The organism is Vampirovibrionales bacterium (assembly GCA_016712355.1).
Lineage (GTDB): Bacteria > Cyanobacteriota > Vampirovibrionia > Vampirovibrionales > Vampirovibrionaceae > JADJRF01.
On the sequence record JADJRF010000005.1, the window covers coordinates 1385362 to 1405205 of the forward strand.

Sequence of the window (19844 nt, forward strand, 5' to 3'; positions counted from 1 at the left end):
TGCGCCGATGTGACGTATAATAAGCGGGCTCTCCGCGCAATCCCTTGGTTATCGTAAGAGCCTTCATGAAAAAGAACCGCATCTCGACCGTCAAAGTTGGCCTGTTGGCCATTGTCAGCCTGGCTGCGCTGGTATTTGTCCTGATTTGGCTGCGGGGACGCGGCATTGATGAGGGCCGCCCGTTTGAGGTGTTCTTTCAGGACGTGGATGGGATGCGTGAAGCCGCCCCGGTCCAAATGATGGGGATACGTATCGGCTTTGTGGACGCTATCCAGCCGATTGCCCGAGAAGGGCTGTATCGCGTGCGCGTGCGCTTTAGCGTAATCGACAAGACCGTGGAAATCCCAAAAGGCTCGACGCTGTCCATTGAGCAATCAGGCCTGATTGGTGAGAAATTTCTGGAGATTACGCCGCCTCAACGTCGCGACGCTTTTGTGGATGCGTCTCCGGCTTTAATCAAGGCGGCTTTGCCGCCGCTGGCAACGCCATTCCCATTGCAAATGCCTTACGCCGAAGGGGTTGTCACGGTGGGGCGCGTAGAAGAGGCGATTGCGACTCCCCCTGCCAAAAGCTCTAAAATCCCGCCTCGATATCAGCTGTATTATCGCGTGACGCGTCCGGGCTCTGTTTTGCCAAAAGAAGCCGCTTACGAATGGACGCAGACGCCTGACGGGCAGCCTGCCCTGCTCGTTCGTCCTCGCGGGGAAGATGAACTGGCCCATCTCCCGGATTCGGGTCTATTTTTCACCATCGTCAATCCGATGCGCATGAAAGAATTTCTGGAGATCCAGATGGATTCCGCTCTTGCGCTCAAGTTGACCAATGAGAAAGTCGCCAAGCTGCTGTCCGATGAAACCATCGCCTCGCTCAACAGTACCGTTAAAAACACGGAACTGCTGACGGCTCGGGCTACAGTTGCGATTGACACGGCCAACGGCTTATTCTCACTGGCGCACAAAGACTTACAGCATCTGGTCGTGACGACTGAGCAACTTGCCGGTAACTTACTCGTGGTCAGTAACAACGTCAACGAAGTGATTGGCGATCCCCAACTGAAGCAGGACGTGTCTTCGACGGTTTCATCCATTCGGCAGTCTTCCGCTGCGCTCAACGAGCTGATTCGTGATCCTGCGTTGTCTGAAACTCTCAGGCTGGCCCACGGCACGGTAAAAGATTCTGCTGAACTGGCGGCGACGCTTAAAAAAACAGCCCAGGATCCGGCCTTGCAGCAGCGTCTCGAACGATCGCTTTCCAGTCTGAATGAGTCGCTCGATAAGGTTTCCGGGATTACCGCACAATTAGAAGCCTTTTCCCAGAAAGATGGCGGGGCCTCGTTGGAAAAGATTGTTGAGGATGTGCATGCCTCGTCCGCCAACCTGCGTAAATTTTCGGATCGGCTGAAAGGGCGATTTGTTCTCTTTCGCCTGATGTTCTAAAACACCCGCTAAAATCCAACAATGGGCGCTAGCGGATCGGGTTCTGTAGGCGCAGGCGTTTTGCCGTCTTCTGTGAGGAGCGCGTCTACTGGGGTCAAGGCTGCCAAAAAGGCCGTGTCGCTTTCTGTTTGGCTCGCTTGATACTCGGCATCCCATTGATGGAATGTCTGTTGAATACGAGCTTGAGAGACCTCGCGTTGCGGAGAAACGCGCGCCGTTAATGGGATGGCTGCCGCTAAGAGCGTGATGGCTGCGACAAGCGCCCATCCGCCCCGGAGGAGGGTTCGTCGCCGGGCGCGCTCCTGTTGAACGCCGCGTTCAATGCGCTCCATCAGTCCGCCGGGAGGCGGCGCGTCGGGCAAGGCGTTAAACAGACGTCGCGCCCACGCCGCATCGTCGCGCGCATTATTCTGCAATAGCGTCATGAGTCCAGCGCTCCTGTCAGTTCGCGCCGAAGCGTTTGCAGTCCGCGCCGAATCCATGTACGGACCGTGTTCAGCGGTGTCTGCATCGCGTCAGCGACTTCTTCGTACGAGAGTTCTTCCTGATAGCGAAGCCAAAGGGCTTGACGGTACCGGATATCGAGCTTCATCACAGCCTCTAGGGCGATCTGGCTATTAAATCGCGCCTCCAACGCCTGCATTTCATCGGGTCCGGCGGGATCTGCGTCAATAAAGGCCTCCTCAAGGGGGATTCCCGCCGGGCGTTTCGCCCGAAACGCCGATCGCGCGGTGTTCACCGCAATCCGAAAGAGCCAGGGTTTAAACGAACGCCGGGTATCAAAGCGCGAGAGGTTGCGATATGCCTTGATAAAGGTTTCCTGAGACAAGTCTTCGGCTTGCTGGGCGTCGCCGGTCATTCTGAAGAGAAAGGCGTAAACGGGCGGCAGCCACAGTCCGACCAGGCGTGAGAAGGCGCGCGCGTCTCCCGACTGCGCTAATCGAATGCAGTCGACGTCGACCTGAGAAGGCGGCGCTAATGGCGGCAATGTCGGAAGGGAAGTTGGCATGGTTTCCAAGCAAGGAGACCCTTCGGGTTACCGGTTATTGCGGCGCGGACCTTTTGTCGCCTCAGGGCCTTGTTGTCCATAACGTGAGCGTTCATGAGCGCTTTGGGCGCGCATCTCAGAAAACTGGGCGAATTGCTGCGGCGTCATCATCCCTTTGATTCTTCCCATTGTCTGAATGCGCAGCTCGCCGAGTTGGGCGCGCATCTGGGTAATCTCGCCGTTGAGGGCCATGGCGCGGGATTCGTCATAGCCTTCAGCGCTCATCAGGCGGGATTGCTCGGCGCGCTTTTGGCGGATTCGCTCTTTGAGCGTTTCTGCCTGCGTGCGGGCTTGCTCGCGAATGGTCTGCATCTGGTCCATCTGTGATTGGCTCAGGCCGAGTTTGCCTTGCATTTCAGCGCGTTGACGCGGATCGCCGCCGTTAAACGGGCAAGGGCGCTTTGTTCCCGCTGCAAAACCGACGCCAGCCGCAGTGTCGCGACGATCGGCAAACGCGCGTGGCCCAGCCGAAACGGCTAGAATGCTTGCCAGCAGGGCCATTGTTAAGGCGCGCCGAGTCGAAAAACGCTGTTTCGAAAAGCTGAAACGTGGGGAATTCAGCATGGCCTGCATAACTCCTTTTGAACAACCCATTAAGTAACCCTTGAAGGGACTCGGTTTCAATGGCGTCTGCTTTTTGTTACGCGGCGACCCTTCATAAAGTTTCAGTGACGGGTCCGTCTTGTTTAAACGCCCTTCCAACGAGAAGGGTTTAAGAGACGCCCTGATTCAGAATGTCATGCATATGCACCACCCCGATCGGCGCGTGATGGGCGTCGACGACAGCCAATGTCGTGATTTTTCGCTGCTCCATGAGCCGAAGAGCGCTGACGGCGAGTGCGTCTGGATCAATCGTTTGTGGGGCGCGTGTCATCATTTCGCCTGCAAGCAGGGTATGAATATCGCGACGTTGCGTGAGTGCGCGGCGAATATCGCCGTCAGTGACAACGCCTTCCAGTTGTCCGCTCTCATTGACTGCCAGCGCCATGCCCAGCTTTTTGCCGGAAATCTCATCCAGCGCCTCCAGAAAGGGCGTTTTCGGGGTAATAATGGGCAAGGCCTCGCCTGCTCGCATAATATCGGCGACTCTGAGCAACAAACGCTTGCCCAGCGCACCAGCAGGGTGAAACAGGGCGAAGTCGTCCTGGGTAAAGCCTTTGCGTTCCAGCAGTAAGATGGCCAGCACGTCGCCCAGCGCCAGCGTTACGGTCGTGCTGGAGGTGGGCGCCAGACCCAAAGGACAGGCCTCCTGGCGAACGGCGATATTCAGGGTGACGTCCGCGCGGCGGGCGAGTGTGGACTTCTGATTCCCGGTCATCGCAATCAGCGGCAGGCCATAACGCTTGACGAGCGGTAAGACATTTAGAATCTCAGGGGTTTCGCCGCTGCTGGAGATGGCAATAACGACGTCTTGCAGCGTCAGCGCCCCCAAATCGCCATGAACCCCTTCGGCAGGATGAAGAAACAGGGCTGGCGCGCCGGTGCTGGAAAAAGTCGCTGCGATTTTACGGCCAATCAAACCGGATTTGCCCATGCCGGTCACGATAATACGGCCCTGACAATTCGCCAGAAGTCCGATCGCAGCGCTTAAACTATCATCGAGCTGCGTTTTTAGATCCTGCAGCGCCTGAATTTCGATATCCAGCACCGCGCAGGCGCGAGCCATCAGCGTCGAGGACGATGGCTCGCCTGAAGAATAGCGTAAAGGGGCGTCCGAGGGCATGGAAGGGATTGTTGTCATTCTTGATTCGTGGCAAAGCGCCTGTAAACTAGCGATAGATACGATAAAACAAGCTCTCAGCCTACCATAAGGGGGGCTTCGCGGCGAGATCCTCTATGTGGAGGGTTTCTGACGTCGCCCCCTCGACTTTATAGCGATTTGACCGATACCGCCAGAAGAATCGCCTTAAACCCCGAAACAGGAGGTTTCGCCTGATGGGCGCTCGCTACTCGCGCTTTCGCTTAACGCCTCAACCCACCCGCCAAGGGTTTCCCCAGTTGGGCGCTCGCTCAGAAAGCGCCGCTTTGATTCCCAGCGGGGTACAGCTTGTCGCCCGCGAAGATATCGTTGTCGTCCAGGGCGGGCGTTCCGTTCTGCTGGCTCGGGCGGGGATGAGCGTTAGTGAAGAACTGCTGCCCAAGCTTATTCGCTATGGGGCTGAGCCGTCGCAGTTCATTCTTGAAGAAAGCGCCCCGACGGCTGCCAAGGCTTCTGCGCCCTCATTGCGCCCTCTTCGCAAGCAGGATGAGTCCAGCCAGGCAAGCGCAATGATGAATCCCGTGCGGTCTAGGCCCACGCAGGCGCGAAACTGGCATTCGATCTTGGTGATTGAATCCGATGAGCGCGCTTGTCGTCGCGTGAGCGATGCGCTGACGCTGTGTGGCGTTCGAAGCAAGGATATTCACTTAGCGCGATCGGGAGCTCACTTGCAACAGGCGCTCCAGGCTTTTTCGCCGTCTGTTCTGATTGTCAGCGATGCAATTCATCCGGTCACCAGCATTATCGCCTATCTGCGGCGTCTGCGCGAAGAATCCTGCGTTGAGCGCGTGGGGCTGATCAGCTCGTTGTCCCGCCTTCAAGAGGCCGAGCGCCGAAAACTCCTTGCGCTGGCTTCCGGCTCGGGCGTTCACGTGCTGTTTCGGCCTATAACGCCGTTTTCTCTGACTCCGCTCCTTGAAGAATATCGCGCGCGCTTGTCCATGCTGCGCAGCGCGCACGAAAATGCCTGACCTCATAGGACGCTTCCCCCTCACCGGCTTGCTGAGGATTCTCTGTGCCACCGTTCACTGATAAATCGCTCGATAAGGCGCTCAAGCGCATTCGCGACATCCCCTCGCTGCCGGATGTCGTGAACCGCACGTTGGAGGTCATGGCGAACCCAACGGCGCCAGCGTCTGAAATTGCGCGCCTGATCTCTTACGATCCGGGGCTGACATCTAAAGTGTTGCGTATTGTTAATTCTGCCGCGTATGGCTTTCAGCGACAAATTAGCTCTGTGCAGCATGGCATCATGATTTTGGGATTCAACACGGTACGCGGGCTTGTGTTGAGCGCCAGTATCTTTAAAATGTTTGAAACCATTGATGACGAGCGCGGTCTCGACCATCGCGGCTTCTGGGAACATTCGATGGCGGTTGCCATGGCGGCCCGCCTGATTGCCAAGCGGTTTCGTCTCAGCGGCATGGATGACGCTTTTAGCGCAGGCCTGCTGCACGATATCGGTAAAATGGCGCTCGATGTTTACTTTCAAAATGAATATCGCCAGGTCTTACAGATGGCCAAGGCGAACAAGCGCCCGTGCCATGGTGACGCCTTTCTGGAAGTTGAGCAGCGCTATCTGGGTACCGACCATTGTCAGGTCGGAGAAGCTTTGGCCAATAAATGGCGTTTGCCTGTGACGATTACGGCGGTCATCGCTCATCATCATCATCCCGAGCAGGCGACTCGTTGTCAGACGCTGGCTTATGTGTCGGCGCTCGCCAACGCGTTAGTGGATAATTTCCAGATGAACTGCGGCGTCTTTCGCGCTGAGGCAGTGAATGCGGACCTGTGCGCGTACTTTGATCTCGATGTGGAGCAACTCGAAGCGCTGCATATTGCAATGAAAGCGGAACTTGAGGGCATTGAGGAATTAATGTCCTCGCTTACCAGCAAGCCGCCGGACGCAGGGGCGCCGCCCCGAAAATCCGCCGGTGGATTTGGCCATTCGTAAGACCGTATTTCTGACGCGCGGTGTTGCGGCGATGCTTTTGGCTGTCTTGGGCGGCGCGCTGAACGCGTGGGGCGTCAGCGCCTTTGAGCGTGGACAGGACGCATATCGCGAGGGCAACTATGCTTACGCGGTCAAGCACTTTACGCAATCGATCCAAGAGCGCCCCAGTAGTGACAGTTTGAGCCTGTTTTATCTGGGTCTGAGTCTTGCCAAAATAAACCGTTTGAAAGAGGCGCGCGCCGCCTTTGAAAAAGTTGCTGAGCGGGAATCACTGAAAGCCGCTTATGGTCAACGCGCCGATACCGCTCTGATGGAAAAAGCGCGTCGCAATATCGCCGTTATCACAAAATCTCAGCTGACCGCCGCTGGGAAAACCGGACAGCAAGCCACTGCACTGGTTAGCGCGCACGCCAGCAAAGCCGATAACTATCTGGTGAATGCGATACCGCGCGGTCAGGTGATTCATTGGGATCCGGCGCGGATGCCCATTAAGGTCGCAGTGGAGAGCGGGCAAGGCGTGAGCGGTTGGCGCCCGGATTATAACGCGTATGTGCTGCGCGCCTTGAGCCTCTGGGAGCACGCCAGCGGCGGCGTCATCAAATTCCGGACTGTCTCCGACTCCAGGCAGGCGGATATTCGGGTGAGCTGGCAAAAAATGTTCAGCCATAACTATATTGGCGTGAATCATTTCCAGCAGATTGGCTCGGCTATCGCCCGCGCCGACGTGCATGTCGCCACGACCCACCCGGCAGGACGGCTGCTTACGCCTGCTGAAATCTATGGCACGATCGTCCATGAATTCGGTCATGCGCTGGGGATTCAGGGCCATAGCCCCTATCCCGGCGATATCATGTACTTTTCGCAGAACCCTGTGCAAGGGAGTTCGCTCAGCGCGCGAGACGAAAAAACCATACGCCTGCTTTACGCTCAAAAAGCGGACGTGACCAATCAGGCTGCCGGGACGATTGCGCAGACGCGTCAGGCATACGCGCTTTTAAACCAAGCCGCGCCGCTCATCACGCAGGCGCCCGATCAGGCGATGACATTATTGATACAAGCTGAACGCCTGGATCCTGGCAATGTCGAAATCAAGAAGATGCAGGCGGCCGCGATGTTTAATCAGGGCGTCTTCGCCTTGAAGGAGGGCGTTGCGGCGGGACGCGCCAACGATCGTTCGCGGGCGCAGGCGCGTTTCCGTCAAGCGCAATCGATTTACGAACGACTGTCTCAATCACCTTATGCGCCTCCTGGCACGCGAGAAAATCTGAACGCCGCTCGCCAGAATCTGCTCTTGGTCGAATCTCCTTAAGTCGCCAGGCAAAACGGGCATTCTTGGCGCCGGACGTGTTGGGCCTATAATGGAAGGACCTTCCCAAGATTCCGTACAGACGGCGATCCGGGGGAGTTTCTGCTATTGAAACCGGAAAGGAACGGCGTATGCTGCATCTGGATGCGCAACGAATAGACGCTCAGCGAATTGGCGCAACCCACGGCCTTGATTTGGCCGCCGCCTTTGACACTCATGGCGCAACGGTTCGCCAGTGCGTGGAAAATCTGTATGGATCGCGTCATGAGGAAGGGTGTTGGACCAAGTGGCTTAATTTGCCTTACGATGAAGCCCTTGTCGATGAGATCAACGCTTATGCCCAGTCTGTTCGTAGTCAGTTTGATGATTGCGTGATCCTGGGTATTGGCGGCTCCTCGCTCGGCGGTCTCGCCCTGCTGAAAGCGTTGTTGCCTTCGCAGTGGAATGCGTACCGGGATCCTGCCAAGCGTCAAGGTCTGCCACGTTATCACTTTGTGGATAACGTCGATGCGGACGTCATTCAGAGCCTGTTGGAGGATCTGGATCTTTCCAGGACGCTGGTCATTGTCATCAGCAAATCGGGGACGACGGCTGAGTCGATGGCCGCTTTCCTGCTGTTCAAGGCGCGTCTGGATGCTGTTGTAGGCGCAGAAAACGCGAAACGTCATCTGGTTGCCGTCACCGATCGGCGCTCGGGCGTGCTGCGGCCGTTAGCCGATAGCGAAGGCTATCAAACCTTTGAAGTGCCAGACGACGTAGGTGGAAGGTTTTCGGTATTTTCTGCCGTGGGCCTGTTGCCGGCTGCTTTATGTGGCGTCGATATCGCGGCCTTGCTTCGTGGGGCGCGTGAAGTGGACACGCTGCTCAAAAACCCGGACGTGCGCCAGAACCCCGCCGCGCAAAATGCGTTGATTCATTGGCTGTATTACCAACAAGGCAAACGCTTGTCGGTGATGATGCCCTATTCTGCGTCCCTGTCTTTTGTGGCCGATTGGTATGTGCAGTTGTATGCGGAATCACTGGGCAAACGCTTTGATCGCCAGGGAAACGAAGTCCATATCGGGCCAACGCCGGTCAAGTCTGTCGGCGTTACCGATCAGCATTCACAGCTACAACTCTATATGGAAGGCCCGCACGACAAGGTGATTACTTTTATTGCCGTCGAGTCGCCGGGTCGTCCGCTTCCCATTCCCGACGTGTTTCCGCAATTGCGCGACAAGCTGGGCTATGTGGCGGGCAAATCTTTTGAAGCGCTGATGAAAGCTGAATTTGAAGGCACCCGGACGTCTCTGACCAATCAGCAACGGCCAAGCGTCACATTGACGCTTCCGGTAATCGATGCCTATCATTTGGGCCAATTGCTTTTCTTCTTCGAAGTGCAGGTTGCGCTCATGGGCGGCTTGTTCGGCATCGACCCCTTCGATCAGCCTGGCGTTGAAGATAGCAAGAAAATCGCCAAGGCGCTGATGGGCGAGCCCGGACTGGAGCATCTGGCCGACTCCGTACGCGAGCAGTCTCGTTGCGGCGGCTCTGCTCCGATGGCGATTGGGGCCTGAGCCGTCCGCGATAAACTGCGACTTGAAATCGTCTGCGACTCTATACTATAGTCCTGATCAGGAGAGTCGCCCTGTTCTCAGGTGTTCTGTATTGGTTCTCACCCTGTATTGGAGGAATTTTCCATGCCATTTGTGATCAGCGAACCGTGTAAAGGCGTCAAGGATAAGGCCTGCGTAGGCGTTTGTCCGGTGGACTGCATTTATGAATATGATGGCGAGCCAATGCTCTACATCCACCCGGATGAGTGCATTGAATGCGGCGCCTGTCAGCCCGTTTGCCCGGTGAATGCTATTTTTCTCGACAGCGAAATGCCGGCGGATCAGCAAAGCTATGTAGAACTCAACGCGGAAAAAACGCGCGCTCATAGCTAGTTTCCCCTTCTCGTTTCAAAAAGCCGCCGCCCCGCCTAACGTCGGGCGGCGGTTTTTTGATGAGGCGTCCTACTTACAAAGTTTTTAGGAATGATTGCCCCTAATTTTAATGGGGCACTTGAGTCAATCTGGATTCTTGTTTTGACTTAGATTTGAATATTGTTTTGATAATCGTTATGGAGATTTCAAGTGTTAATAGGCCTTGTTCCCACCGACTTTAAGGTCAGCCCTTCTCGAACTAGTGACCTTATACCTCCTGTCAATGGCTTTATAATCGCGACAGAGGCGATGGAGGGGGATACTTTTTGGAGTGGGGATTCTTCGGTGGCCAAGAAAAATCGTTATGAAAAGCTTCTAAGCGCATTACAAACTGCTACTCCAGGAGAGAGAGTTGGGCTTTTAAGGGAATTGGAACAGGCGATCGAGGGCACAACCTCCTCTTCCCTCAGGCCGGTAATTGCAGCCGTTCAATACTTAGTCGAAAACTGGGAAAGGGGAAAGTGATAGAAACAAACTTTCTTGCCTACCCAAGGTCATCGGCTGATGACGAGGCTTTGATCCGGGCAATGGCCCGAGAGAGCGCTAGCTCGGCGCGTTTGAGGTCTACATTGTCCGACTTTTCTCGTAGGCGGGCTTCGGCGCGTTCGCGCGCATGACGGGCGCGCAGCGTATCTACTTCACTGCTTAATTCAGCGGCGGAGGTCAGCACAATGACGGTGTTGCCATCTGTCTCCAGCACCCCACCCATGACGGCTGCAGTGTGGCGGCGTCCGCCTTGCGTATAGGCAAGAAGGCCAACGTCAAGGGCTGCCACCAACGGAATATGCCCCTTCAACACGCCGAATTCGCCTCGGGTGGAGCGGGCAAACACGCTGTCTATCATATCGGCGTCTAACGTGACGCGTTCTGGGGTGAGAATCTTCAGGCGCATGGGTTGAACGGATCTCCCAACAATCGAACGCCCTTAGGCGTCGGCCTTCATCTGTTCGGCCTTGGCCGCTACTTCATCAATGCCGCCGACCATATAGAAGGCTTGTTCAGGCAGATCGTCATATTTCCCGTCCAGAATCTCCCGGAATCCGCGCAGCGAATCTTCGAGTTTGACGTACTTGCCGGGAATGCCCGTAAACGTCTCAGCCACAAAAAATGGCTGGCTCAAGAAGCGTTGGATTTTACGCGCGCGCGACACGGCGAGACGATCGTCATCGGAGAGTTCATCCATCCCCAGAATGGCGATAATGTCTTGCAGTTCTTTATAACGCTGTAGCGTCATCTGAACGCCCCGGGCGATCTCGTAGTGGTCGTCGCCCACCACGCGCGGATCCAGGGCGCGACTGGTGGAGGCCAGCGGATCGACAGCCGGATAGATGCCCAACTCAGCAATTTGTCGCGATAATACCGTGGTCGCGTCCAAGTGCCCAAACGTGGTGGCAGGCGCCGGGTCGGTCAAGTCGTCGGCAGGGACGTAGACGGCCTGGATGGAGGTAATGGAGCCATCTTTGGTCGATGTAATGCGCTCTTGTAACTCGCCCATCTCGGTTGCCAGCGTAGGTTGATAGCCCACAGCGCTGGGCATCCGGCCTAACAGCGCAGATACTTCCGAGCCTGCCTGCACGAAGCGGAAAATATTATCAATGAACAGTAGCACATCCTGCTTGCTCTGATCGCGGAAGTATTCTGCCGTGGTCAGCGCAGTAAGGCCCACGCGCAAACGTGCGCCCGGCGGCTCGTTCATCTGGCCGTAAACGAGCGCGACTTTATCCAGAACGCCGGAATCTTTCATCTCATGATAAAGATCATTCCCTTCGCGCGTGCGCTCGCCGACGCCGCCAAAAACCGAGACGCCGCCGTGCTCTTGAGCGATGTTGTGGATCAATTCCATAATAATGACGGTTTTACCGACGCCCGCGCCGCCGAACAGGCCGACTTTACCGCCTTTAGAGTAAGGCGCCAGCAAATCGACGACTTTGATGCCGGTCTCAAAAATCTCCACGGATGTTGTGCGTTGATCCAGGGTGGGAGCGGGGCGGTGAATCGGCCAGCGTTCCTCCGTCTGCACGGGGCCGCGCTCATCGACGGGCTCGCCCAGGACATTCAAAATGCGTCCCAGCGTGGCCGGACCGACTGGCGTCAGAATAGGTGCGCCGGTGTTGATCACCTTCATGTCGCGCGTCAGGCCGTCAGTGTTGTCGAGAGCGACCGATCGCACGCGATTATCGCCGAGATGTTGCTGGGTTTCGGTTGTCAGGCGCAAGGGCTTACCGTCTGGCGTCACGCCTTCGATGCGCAGGGCGGTGTAAATCTCCGGCAACTGGCCGGGCGGAAACTCGACGTCCACGACGGGTCCAATGATCTGGGTTACCCGACCTTCGCTGATTCTATCCGGCGCCGCTGTGGTCATGCGCGTCTCCCTGTCATTACTACTTGCAAGTTCTTCTGACTCTGAAACAGGAAACCGGGCTTAAGTCGATTCCGCAGAACGCTCTTGAGGCCGAAAACTGTCTCCCGTGGCGATTTTGCCACAAAAAAAAGCGTCGTCAATCACACGTCAGGCCTTGCGCGCAGGCGCACGCTTCAAATACGATGAAAGAGAACCGATGTAGGAGCGCCTTTTTCTTATGACGAATAAACTCGGCGGCAAAGCCGTCAAAGCGATTGATACGGCCGGAAAAGTCGTGCTGACCGGCAAGCTCAAACGCTATATTGACGTGAATACCGACTTCGGCCAGACGCGCGATCGCGCTTTTTTTGAACAGGACGCCTCCCGTCTGCTATCGGCTGTGAGCTCCGTCAATATTCCGTGTTGCGTGCATGACGGCGACCCTGCTCTGATATGCGAAGCCATGGCGGTGGCCAGCGCCCATCATTGCGCGGTTGGAGCTCACATCGGCTATCCGGACCCGGTTCATTATGGGTATGAGCGCCTTGATATCTCGACTGACGCCCTCACGGCCTGGATTCACGTCCAGTTAGGCGCGTTTCATGCCTTGGCGGCGACGCAGTCTGTTGAAGTGGCGCATGTAAGACCTCATGGCGCCTTGTATGGCGCATTTGTGGAAGACTTCGACCACGCGTTGATAGTCGCTAAAGCCATTATCGCCTTTAACCCTTGGCTAACCCTGCTTGCGCCGGCGGGACCCGTGTTGACGCGTTTGGTAGAAGAAACTGGCTTGCGCGCTGCGCCTGAGATCTATCTGGGAAAACGTTATGACGGTGAGGGTTGCCTGTCCAGGGCCTTGTTTAATGATGATTTGAATCCGCAGGGCGCGCTCGATCAGGCGCGACAGCTTGTTCAGGAGAGTGCGCTGACTTCAGCCGACGGTCGACTGACGCCGGTGTCGTTCCGCTCTTTACACATTAGTCCCCGACTTGACGGGGCCAGCGAACTGGCGGAATCCGTTTACGGCTTGATTGGGCAGCCCGTGTGTCTTCCTATTGCGGCGATTGGTGAGTCGGGATGGGTGTAGAGCGCGCTTCTTCAGACGGCTCTACTTATTTTCTGGTCGCAGGACCCGCTGGCTCTGGCTTGAGCAGCGCGCTGGAAAGTTTTGCCCGCCAAGGATTCATGACGGTTGCGGGCGTCTCGGCGTCGCAATGGCCGCAGGTGTTTCAGGGCTTGCGGCGGACCCATCCGCGACTGGCGATCGCCTTGACGGGCGAAACGTTGGACGCTGAGGCTTTAGCGGCGCTTGCGCAAGGTTTGCCCGCCCTTCAGGCGCAATGTCGCGCAGAGGGAGATGACTTCAGCCTGTTGCGACTGGACGCCCCGGAGGAGGTACTGGCGGCGCGTTACCTGCGCAGCGGCAAGCGTCATCCTCTTGAAGCCCGGATGCAGGGCTTGCTGGCCGCTATTCGTCATGAGCGAGATGCCTTCGCATGCTTTAAATCCATCAAGCAAGCGCTTTCGCCCGGGTATTACGCCATTGATACCAGTACGCATACGCGTGGCGAACTGGAGCAGAAAATCGGCAAAATTCTAGGCGTTCCTGCTGAAAATGCCCCTATGACGATTTATCTACAGTCGTTCGGTTTTAAGCGCGGAGCGCCGAGTGACGCTGAATGGACGTTTGATATGCGCTTCATTCCCAACCCCTATTATGATGCCGCCTTGCGCCCGATGAGCGGGCTTGACGTCCCGGTCTGCGACTTCATCTGGTCTCAGCCCGGGGTTGACGATTTCTGGCGATTATGGACCGCGTTAATCGCTGATGTGTTGCCGCGTTATCAAAAAGAAGGCAAGCTGAGAACGTCTATCGCCATCGGCTGTACGGGCGGTCAGCATCGGTCGGTTTGTATGACCGAGGCGCTGGGCGGATTCCTGCGCAAGACGTTTCCTGAGTATAATGTCGTGGTGACGCATCGCGATAGCGCCTTCTGGGCGAAACCCGCGGAACCTGCCCTCGACGCGTCCGCCCCGACCGGAGGCCTCAACCGCTAGTATGGGACTTGAGCAATATCGCAAAAAGGCGATCTGGCTAATGCCGGGCCTGTCAGTCAAGCGATGGGTGATAATCGCCCTTAGCGGGCTCATCTGCATCGCTTTCGGCTTGGCATGGGCCCTTAATTTACAGCCCGTCACCAAATTAATTAATCTGGCGCTGCCGATTCTTCAAAAAATGGCCTTGTTGGTGCCGTCTAATGCTAGCGGCCCCGTTGTGCTGCTGCTGGGCGTCGCATTGTTTTATTACGGCATGAAAAAAACCTATGGCACGCTGTATAGCGCCATGAACGTAGGTTCAGGGTCCTTGCTGGAGGCTCTATACCGAAAGCGTAAACTCGCCAATGGCCCTCATGTGGTTGCCATTGGCGGCGGCACCGGATTATCGACCCTGTTGCGCGGGTTGAAACATTATACGAGTAATATTACGGCTGTCGTGACGGTCGGGGACGATGGCGGCAGTTCCGGGCGTCTGCGCAAGGAGCAAGGCATCATCCCGCCTGGCGATATTCGTAACTGTATTGCGGCGCTGGCGGATGAAGAAAAGCTGATTACCGAGTTGTTTCAATACCGGTTTTCGAACGGGCAAGGGCTCGAAGGTCATAGCTTTGGCAATCTCTTTCTAACGGCTATGTGCCGGGTGACGGGCGATATGGTGTCGGCCATTAAAGAATCGTCGAATGTTCTGAATATTCGGGGTCGAGTGCTGCCTTCTACGCTTGATAATGTGGCGTTGTGCGCAGAATTTGAAGACGGCTCCATTGCGCAAGGAGAGTCGGATATCCCGACTATGCGTGATCATGGCCGGATTCGCCGTCTGTTCTCGATACCGGAAAATCCAAAACCCATGGAGGACGTCATAAAAGCCATCGCGCATGCCGAATTAATTATTTTAGGACCGGGCAGTCTGTATACAAGCGTCATCCCCAATTTGCTAATTCCGGAAATTTCGCGCGCCATTTCTCAAAGCCCTGCGCCTAAGGCGTATGTGGCCAATATCGTGACCCAGCCAGGCGAAACGGATGGCTATAGCGCTGCTGACCATGTGCAGGCTATTTTTGATCATGCGCGACAGGATAATATTATTAACGCTATTTTCTTGAATAACTGGCTTCCGGATTCGCTGATCGAGAAATACGAAAAAGCCGGTTGCGCGCCGGTGATAGTGGACGCGGAAAGGCTTTCAGCCATGGGCGTTACCGTGGCCCAGAAGTTGCTGTTAGATGAAAACGAGTTTTCGACCCTGCGGCACAATCCCAGGCGTTTGGCGCGCGCGATCATTGCCTGGTTTAAACAGAGCCGCCGCCCCGCTTCTCGTCGACGCGTCAGTCTGCGGGCAGTGTCTCGGGCGCAGACTGCTGAAGACGCAATCGTTTCAATTCCTGCGTCGCAAGAACCTACTTTGAATCGCTAGGTCTCTGTTGTAAAAATGGTGTTAAGTCGCGATACGAGAGATTGTTAGGAGATAGCATCAACATGAATAAAAAATGGATAATGGGCTGTGGCGGCTGTCTGGGTCTTATCTTGGTGTTGGCGCTTATTATTGGGGGCTTGAGCCTGTGGGGCTTCAATGCTTATCAGGGCGCCGCTAAAGAGACGGTCGCTGAGCTGTTTAACGGCAAGCCCCCGGCTGATTATCAGCCGATTTTTTCTATAAAACTCCCTGACAGTAAGCGCTCGGGTGAGTCCGTGCCATTTTCAATGTTGATAAACAAGCGTACAAAAACAATGTTGTTTGCCATACGTATGGCGTTGTCTCAAGCGGATCTCGCCAAAATTAATTCACGAGATCCCAAGCAATTAGAGGCGTTTCTCCAGGAAGTTGTTAATAGCGCCAATAATCCGAATGCGAATGGTGAAGTATCTGTGAATCGCGTCCTTGATTTGAAAACGGCTCGCGGTCCAGTTCACGCCGTAGAAGCGTCCGCTTCCACTAAAAAAGGTAAAATGCCGGCGCTCTGCGCCTTTTTACCTGATGGAGGAGAACGGGTCAAGGTTTTAGCGATGGTGAGCGCCGAGGGACAATCCACCAATCCTGATGCGTCTTTTCAGGATGATTTTCAGTGGATGGGCGGGCAAATGACCGCTTTGTTGAACGAAATGGGCCCTTCTGCCGTTGCCGCCACTGCTCCGGGTGTGGTTTCACCCGCAGTAAAGTCGACGCCTGCAAAGCCTTCTGCTGCTGCCGTCAAACCTGCCCCTGTGCTTCCTGCTAATAAGCCTAAAGCGTGAAGCGCGTCCAGAGTACCCCCTCGCCAGTTTCGACCGAGCGTTTAATCACGCAGGCAGGGCTGGCGAGCGCTTTTTGCTATGGACTACTCTCGCTGCCCACTGTCGCGCTGCTTGCCATCTGCGTGCATTCTGGCGTAGATCCTTCGCGTTTGATTGAAAACGCGTGGCGTCCTTGGCGTCTTTGGACGGGCGTCTCCGGCGGCATTGCCGAAGAAGTGTTGATGGACGGCGCTTTGTTTGCGATCATTGGCGCATCTGCTGTGATTTATTTCTGGCTGGCTCGGCGGGTGATGCGTCAGGAATCGGCGCTAACGCTGGGCTCTGGCGACGCCAGCCGTTTGTTCAAACACGCGATTGCCTGGAACGCGGGTCTGGGCGTGTTGCTGCTGGTGACAGTTCCTTTCGATTCCAGCGATTTGTATGGATACATTAATCGAGGCGCGCAGCAGGCATTTTATGGGCTGAATCCCTACGTCGCGCCGTTGGCGCACACGCCTGGATGGGCTGCCGACCCTATGTTTCATGCGCATTGGGTTGAAAATCCGTCCCCTTACGGGCCTCTTTTTACGCGTTTTGTCCAGGGGATTTGTCTTATCTCAGGCCGTCGCTTCTGGCTGGCATTCTTGCTGATGAAGCTTTCGGCTCTGACGCTGCACCTCTTTAACTGCTGGATGCTCTGGAAGTTGGCGCAACGCTGGGGCTTGGCGCGCCCGTGGTTGCCTTCGCTCTTGTATGGCTGGCATCCGTTGATGCTGCTCCAGATGATCGCCAATGGTCATAACGACCTGTGGGTCTCTGCGGGGCTTCTTGCTGCGCTGTGGCTGTTGACGACGCAGCGGTATGCTGCGGGGGCGTTGCCCGCAATAATGGTGTCCGCTTTGACGAAATATGCGTCTCTGATGGCTTTGCCCTTGACGGCGCTTATGGATATCCGTCACAAGCGCTGGCGCTCTCTGATGATAGGCGCGTTGACTTGCGTATTAGCGCTAATCGTTTTGGCGGGACCTTATCTTCAGGATATGGCGATCGTGGGATGGCCTAAAATGGCTCAGAATGCTGTCATGGCTCAGCATTCGATCCACTCCGCTTTAGGTCGCGTCGTCTTCTATGCGGGGCGCTGGGTTCCGGCATTGCGCGGCTGGGACGATACGACGCGTCAAGCGCTGCGCATTGTCACGCTTCTTGCTTTTGTGGGGCTATACGGATGGGCATTGCGCCGTTTCTGGCGAGAGTTGGCTTGTCTGCCGAGCGCTGTATTATCTTCGCAACGCCTCGCGTATTGGATAATGCTTCTGTTAACGGCGTTTCTGGCGCTGGCGAGCGCTAAGTTCCACGCCTGGTATCTGGGTATGATCTTTCCTTTGTATTTGATTACGCCTGTCCAGAACGGCTTATGGGATTGGCCGCGACGCTTTGGTTTGATGCTGGCTGCGTTTCAGTTGCTTTCGTTTACGTCTTTGAACAACATTCATATCCTGAATTTCCTGTTATTGACGGCGACGCCTCTGATTTTGAGCTACCGTGCCGCGCGAGCCGAGCAAAAGGCCTCGCCCGCAAACGACTCGCTTGCGTTACAATAGGGTTCGGGCCTTGAGAGAGACGTCCGAAGCGCCATCTGGCCCTTTTATCGCGGTAGTCTGGAGGTTTTGCCCCTCATGTGGTTTCGTGGACGTCGGCGTCGTCGCCCCGGTCGACATTTCTTTTTCGGGAATTTTTACCTCAACGTAGGCGCTCAAACTGCGACCACCATTGTGGCTGCTTTGGCCTTGGCCGTGCTGGCCTTTACCGGGTTAATCCTCTTTCGCAATAGCGATCATGATGATCTGCTGCAACGGGGACGCCGCCAGATGGCAGAAGGTAAGCTCGCATGGGCGACTCATACCTTACAGATGCTGGTGAATAAATACGATGATAGTTACGAAGGCCGCGTTGAACTTGGCAAGGCTTATTTAGCGATGGGCGATCGCGTCAAGGCTGAAAAACAATTCCGGCTGGCCTCATCGCTGAAAAATCGTGATTTAAACGATAATGCAGCAGAAATTGCCCATAGCAAGCTGTTCATCGCTCAACGACGTTTTGAGGAAGGCGAAAAAGCCTTGCTTGCCGCAAAAAAATCGGCCCCTAAGGATCGCGATTTAGACGTGGCGTTGTATGAGTTTTATGAAAGTTGGGGCGACGATTTAATTTCTCGTGATAACGATTTCGCCCGCGCCATTCGGCAGTACCGTTGGGCGCTTTACTATGTGAAAGATTACGACGCTGAAGACAAGCTAAAAACCAAGCTGGCCGCCGCCTTGGGCCGTCATGCCCAGAACCTGGAAAATCAGGGCCGCGCCGATCTGGCGGTGGCTTATCTGGAACGTTCGCTGCGCTATCGCTACGATTCCGGTACCCTGATTCAGGTCGCTGAACTCTATGAACGCGGCGAACAGCTGGACCCGGCTATCGCATGGTATCGCAAAGCCTTTGACGCCAACCCGGAAATCATCAGCATCAAGCTGTCCAATATGCTGATTAAAAAAGGCAAGGCTTTGTTTGACAAAGGCCAGCAAAAAGAAGCTGAAGCTTACTTTACTGAGGCTGATCAAATCATCAAGCGCACCGGCGTATCCCCTGATACGCTTTACCCGGTGGAGCTTAGCGAGATGGTGATCACGCCCAAGGTGGATCGGGCCGCTGGTCTGCTGTTGCCTACGCTGCGACTGACCTTTGAAAACCGTTCCCAGCGCCAGTTAAACTATCTTGGCACCAAGGTGATGTTCTATTCGGGCGAAGCGCTCATTAGCGAGATTCGCGAAACCGTCGCCTCGCCCGATGCGCCTCTGGCTCCGCTTAGCGACCAGACGGCGAAAGATGCGCGTCGCACCCTCACCCTTCGTCCACGCCAGTGGATCAACCTTCATGCGCTGGAAGGGGATGCGCTGCGCGTGAAAGTGGCCATCGCTTACAGCCAGGATGAAGCGGCCAAATGGGAAATTAAAGGCCTTCAGGTCATTCGTATCGAAGGCAAGCGCGCCCTGAGCCCCGAAGCTGAGCCTGCCAGCCGCGACTGAACTTTACATTTGTTACATACCGGCATTAAAAAAAACAATGGAGCGTTTATGCCCATACAAGGCCGTTAGGGTGGGTGAGGCCTGTAGGGGAATTTTGTATGGGCTCAATTCAACAGCAGCCGACTCACACCGAAGGCGTTAAGTCGATTTGTCGATCGCATTTGGTGACCGCCCAAGGTGCGGCTCGACAGGCGCATTCTTCTTCAGACATGGCAGCCTATTTGAAGTCTATGATAAGCATCCTCAAGGATGAGGGCAATGGCTGCCAACAATATTTCAGAAACGATATTCAGGCCTTGGATAAAAAACTTTCTAAATAGAGAAAAATGACTTGATTTGAAATCGAATTAGGTTGGGTAATTGGGGGAAATTAAGAATGGCTGGTTCTATAAGTGCTACATGTCAAAGGTATCTTAATGCCGCTGTCGCCAGCGAGCGATCGGTTACACATTTTGAAACAAAAGCTCCGAAAGATAAGCCCTTAAGTCCTACTGAAAAGGCGGGGGCTCAAGCGTTTTATGATGCTCTCAACAACAAACGCTTAGAAAATTCAGAAACGGTTTCTTCCAACGGTAGAAACTGGAGGCAGGACAATTGCCCTGGAGACTTTGATGCAGAATTAAACAAGGCGCTTAGAGCGCCAGAGGTTTCCGCTCCAACAGGTCTTCGTATTATCAATGGGTAATAAAA

At 55.4% G+C, this 19844-nt stretch carries 20 protein-coding genes; 14 read left to right on the forward strand and 6 right to left on the reverse strand.

Annotation, left to right across the window (positions count from 1 at the left end):
- Positions 1–65: 65 nt before the first annotated feature.
- Positions 66–1436 (forward strand): MCE family protein, encoded by a 1371-nt coding sequence (locus tag IPK79_07760; protein ID MBK8190332.1) that lies wholly within the window; start codon positions 66–68, stop codon positions 1434–1436.
- Between the two features lie 8 nt (positions 1437–1444).
- Here IPK79_07760 and IPK79_07765 read toward each other — a convergent pair whose 3' ends face one another.
- The 4 genes from IPK79_07765 to IPK79_07780 all read right to left on the reverse strand — a co-directional run bounded on the left by IPK79_07765 (position 1445) and on the right by IPK79_07780 (position 4150).
- Complete coding sequence (locus IPK79_07765) at positions 1445–1861, reverse strand: hypothetical protein (protein ID MBK8190333.1); 417 nt, start codon at positions 1859–1861, stop codon at positions 1445–1447.
- Positions 1858–2445, reverse strand: coding sequence for a sigma-70 family RNA polymerase sigma factor (locus IPK79_07770; protein MBK8190334.1), 588 nt, complete (start codon positions 2443–2445; stop codon positions 1858–1860). Before IPK79_07770 ends, IPK79_07765 begins: the two co-directional genes overlap by 4 nt.
- A 27-nt stretch (positions 2446–2472) precedes the next feature.
- Entirely contained in the window at positions 2473–3048 is a 576-nt protein-coding gene (locus tag IPK79_07775; GenBank protein MBK8190335.1) for a periplasmic heavy metal sensor, read from the reverse strand.
- Positions 3049–3196: 148 nt separating this feature from the next.
- The gene (locus tag IPK79_07780) at positions 3197–4150 is read right to left on the reverse strand and encodes a KpsF/GutQ family sugar-phosphate isomerase (protein MBK8190336.1); all 954 of its coding nucleotides are present in this window, start codon (positions 4148–4150) and stop codon (positions 3197–3199) included.
- A 269-nt stretch (positions 4151–4419) separates the two neighbouring features.
- Here IPK79_07780 and IPK79_07785 point away from each other — a divergent pair, with 269 nt between their 5' ends.
- From IPK79_07785 to IPK79_07805, 5 genes are all read left to right on the forward strand, one after another.
- Positions 4420–5214 (forward strand): hypothetical protein, encoded by a 795-nt coding sequence (locus IPK79_07785; protein ID MBK8190337.1) that lies wholly within the window; start codon positions 4420–4422, stop codon positions 5212–5214.
- A gap of 44 nt (positions 5215–5258) precedes the next feature.
- The gene (locus IPK79_07790) at positions 5259–6197 is read left to right on the forward strand and encodes an HDOD domain-containing protein (GenBank protein ID MBK8190338.1); all 939 of its coding nucleotides are present in this window, start codon (positions 5259–5261) and stop codon (positions 6195–6197) included.
- Positions 6184–7506 (forward strand): matrixin family metalloprotease, encoded by a 1323-nt coding sequence (locus tag IPK79_07795; protein ID MBK8190339.1) that lies wholly within the window; start codon positions 6184–6186, stop codon positions 7504–7506. The genes IPK79_07790 and IPK79_07795 overlap by 14 nt, the downstream gene beginning before the upstream one ends.
- Before the next feature lie 128 nt (positions 7507–7634).
- Complete coding sequence (locus IPK79_07800; protein MBK8190340.1) at positions 7635–9059, forward strand: glucose-6-phosphate isomerase; 1425 nt, start codon at positions 7635–7637, stop codon at positions 9057–9059.
- A 123-nt stretch (positions 9060–9182) separates the two neighbouring features.
- Entirely contained in the window at positions 9183–9431 is a 249-nt protein-coding gene (locus tag IPK79_07805) for a 4Fe-4S dicluster domain-containing protein (GenBank protein MBK8190341.1), read from the forward strand.
- A gap of 523 nt (positions 9432–9954) precedes the next feature.
- Here IPK79_07805 and atpC read toward each other — a convergent pair.
- Positions 9955–10362, reverse strand: coding sequence for an ATP synthase F1 subunit epsilon (gene atpC, locus IPK79_07810; GenBank protein ID MBK8190342.1), 408 nt, complete (start codon positions 10360–10362; stop codon positions 9955–9957).
- A 33-nt stretch (positions 10363–10395) separates the two neighbouring features.
- Positions 10396–11832, reverse strand: coding sequence for a F0F1 ATP synthase subunit beta (gene atpD / locus IPK79_07815; GenBank protein ID MBK8190343.1), 1437 nt, complete (start codon positions 11830–11832; stop codon positions 10396–10398).
- A 217-nt stretch (positions 11833–12049) separates the two neighbouring features.
- Here atpD and IPK79_07820 point away from each other — a divergent pair, with 217 nt between their 5' ends.
- From IPK79_07820 to IPK79_07855, 8 genes are all read left to right on the forward strand, one after another.
- The gene (locus IPK79_07820; protein ID MBK8190344.1) at positions 12050–12898 is read left to right on the forward strand and encodes a LamB/YcsF family protein; all 849 of its coding nucleotides are present in this window, start codon (positions 12050–12052) and stop codon (positions 12896–12898) included.
- A complete protein-coding gene (locus tag IPK79_07825; protein MBK8190345.1) occupies positions 12889–13869 on the forward strand; it encodes a hypothetical protein in 981 nt (326 codons plus the stop codon). The genes IPK79_07820 and IPK79_07825 overlap by 10 nt, the downstream gene beginning before the upstream one ends.
- Position 13870: 1 nt before the next feature.
- On the forward strand, positions 13871–15283 hold the full coding sequence (locus tag IPK79_07830) for a YvcK family protein (protein ID MBK8190346.1): 1413 nt from the start codon (positions 13871–13873) through the stop codon (positions 15281–15283).
- 62 nt (positions 15284–15345) lie between these two features.
- Positions 15346–16101 (forward strand): DUF3185 family protein, encoded by a 756-nt coding sequence (locus IPK79_07835; protein MBK8190347.1) that lies wholly within the window; start codon positions 15346–15348, stop codon positions 16099–16101.
- Positions 16098–17681: a hypothetical protein gene (locus IPK79_07840; GenBank protein MBK8190348.1), complete on the forward strand. Its 1584-nt coding sequence runs from the start codon at positions 16098–16100 to the stop codon at positions 17679–17681. The genes IPK79_07835 and IPK79_07840 overlap by 4 nt, the downstream gene beginning before the upstream one ends.
- Before the next feature lie 75 nt (positions 17682–17756).
- Positions 17757–19154, forward strand: a complete 1398-nt coding sequence (locus IPK79_07845) for a hypothetical protein (GenBank protein MBK8190349.1) — start codon at positions 17757–17759, stop codon at positions 19152–19154.
- Positions 19155–19252: 98 nt separating this feature from the next.
- A complete protein-coding gene (locus tag IPK79_07850) occupies positions 19253–19474 on the forward strand; it encodes a hypothetical protein (GenBank protein MBK8190350.1) in 222 nt (73 codons plus the stop codon).
- Positions 19475–19530: 56 nt separating this feature from the next.
- Positions 19531–19839, forward strand: a complete 309-nt coding sequence (locus tag IPK79_07855) for a hypothetical protein (GenBank protein MBK8190351.1) — start codon at positions 19531–19533, stop codon at positions 19837–19839.
- Positions 19840–19844: the final 5 nt, after the last annotated feature.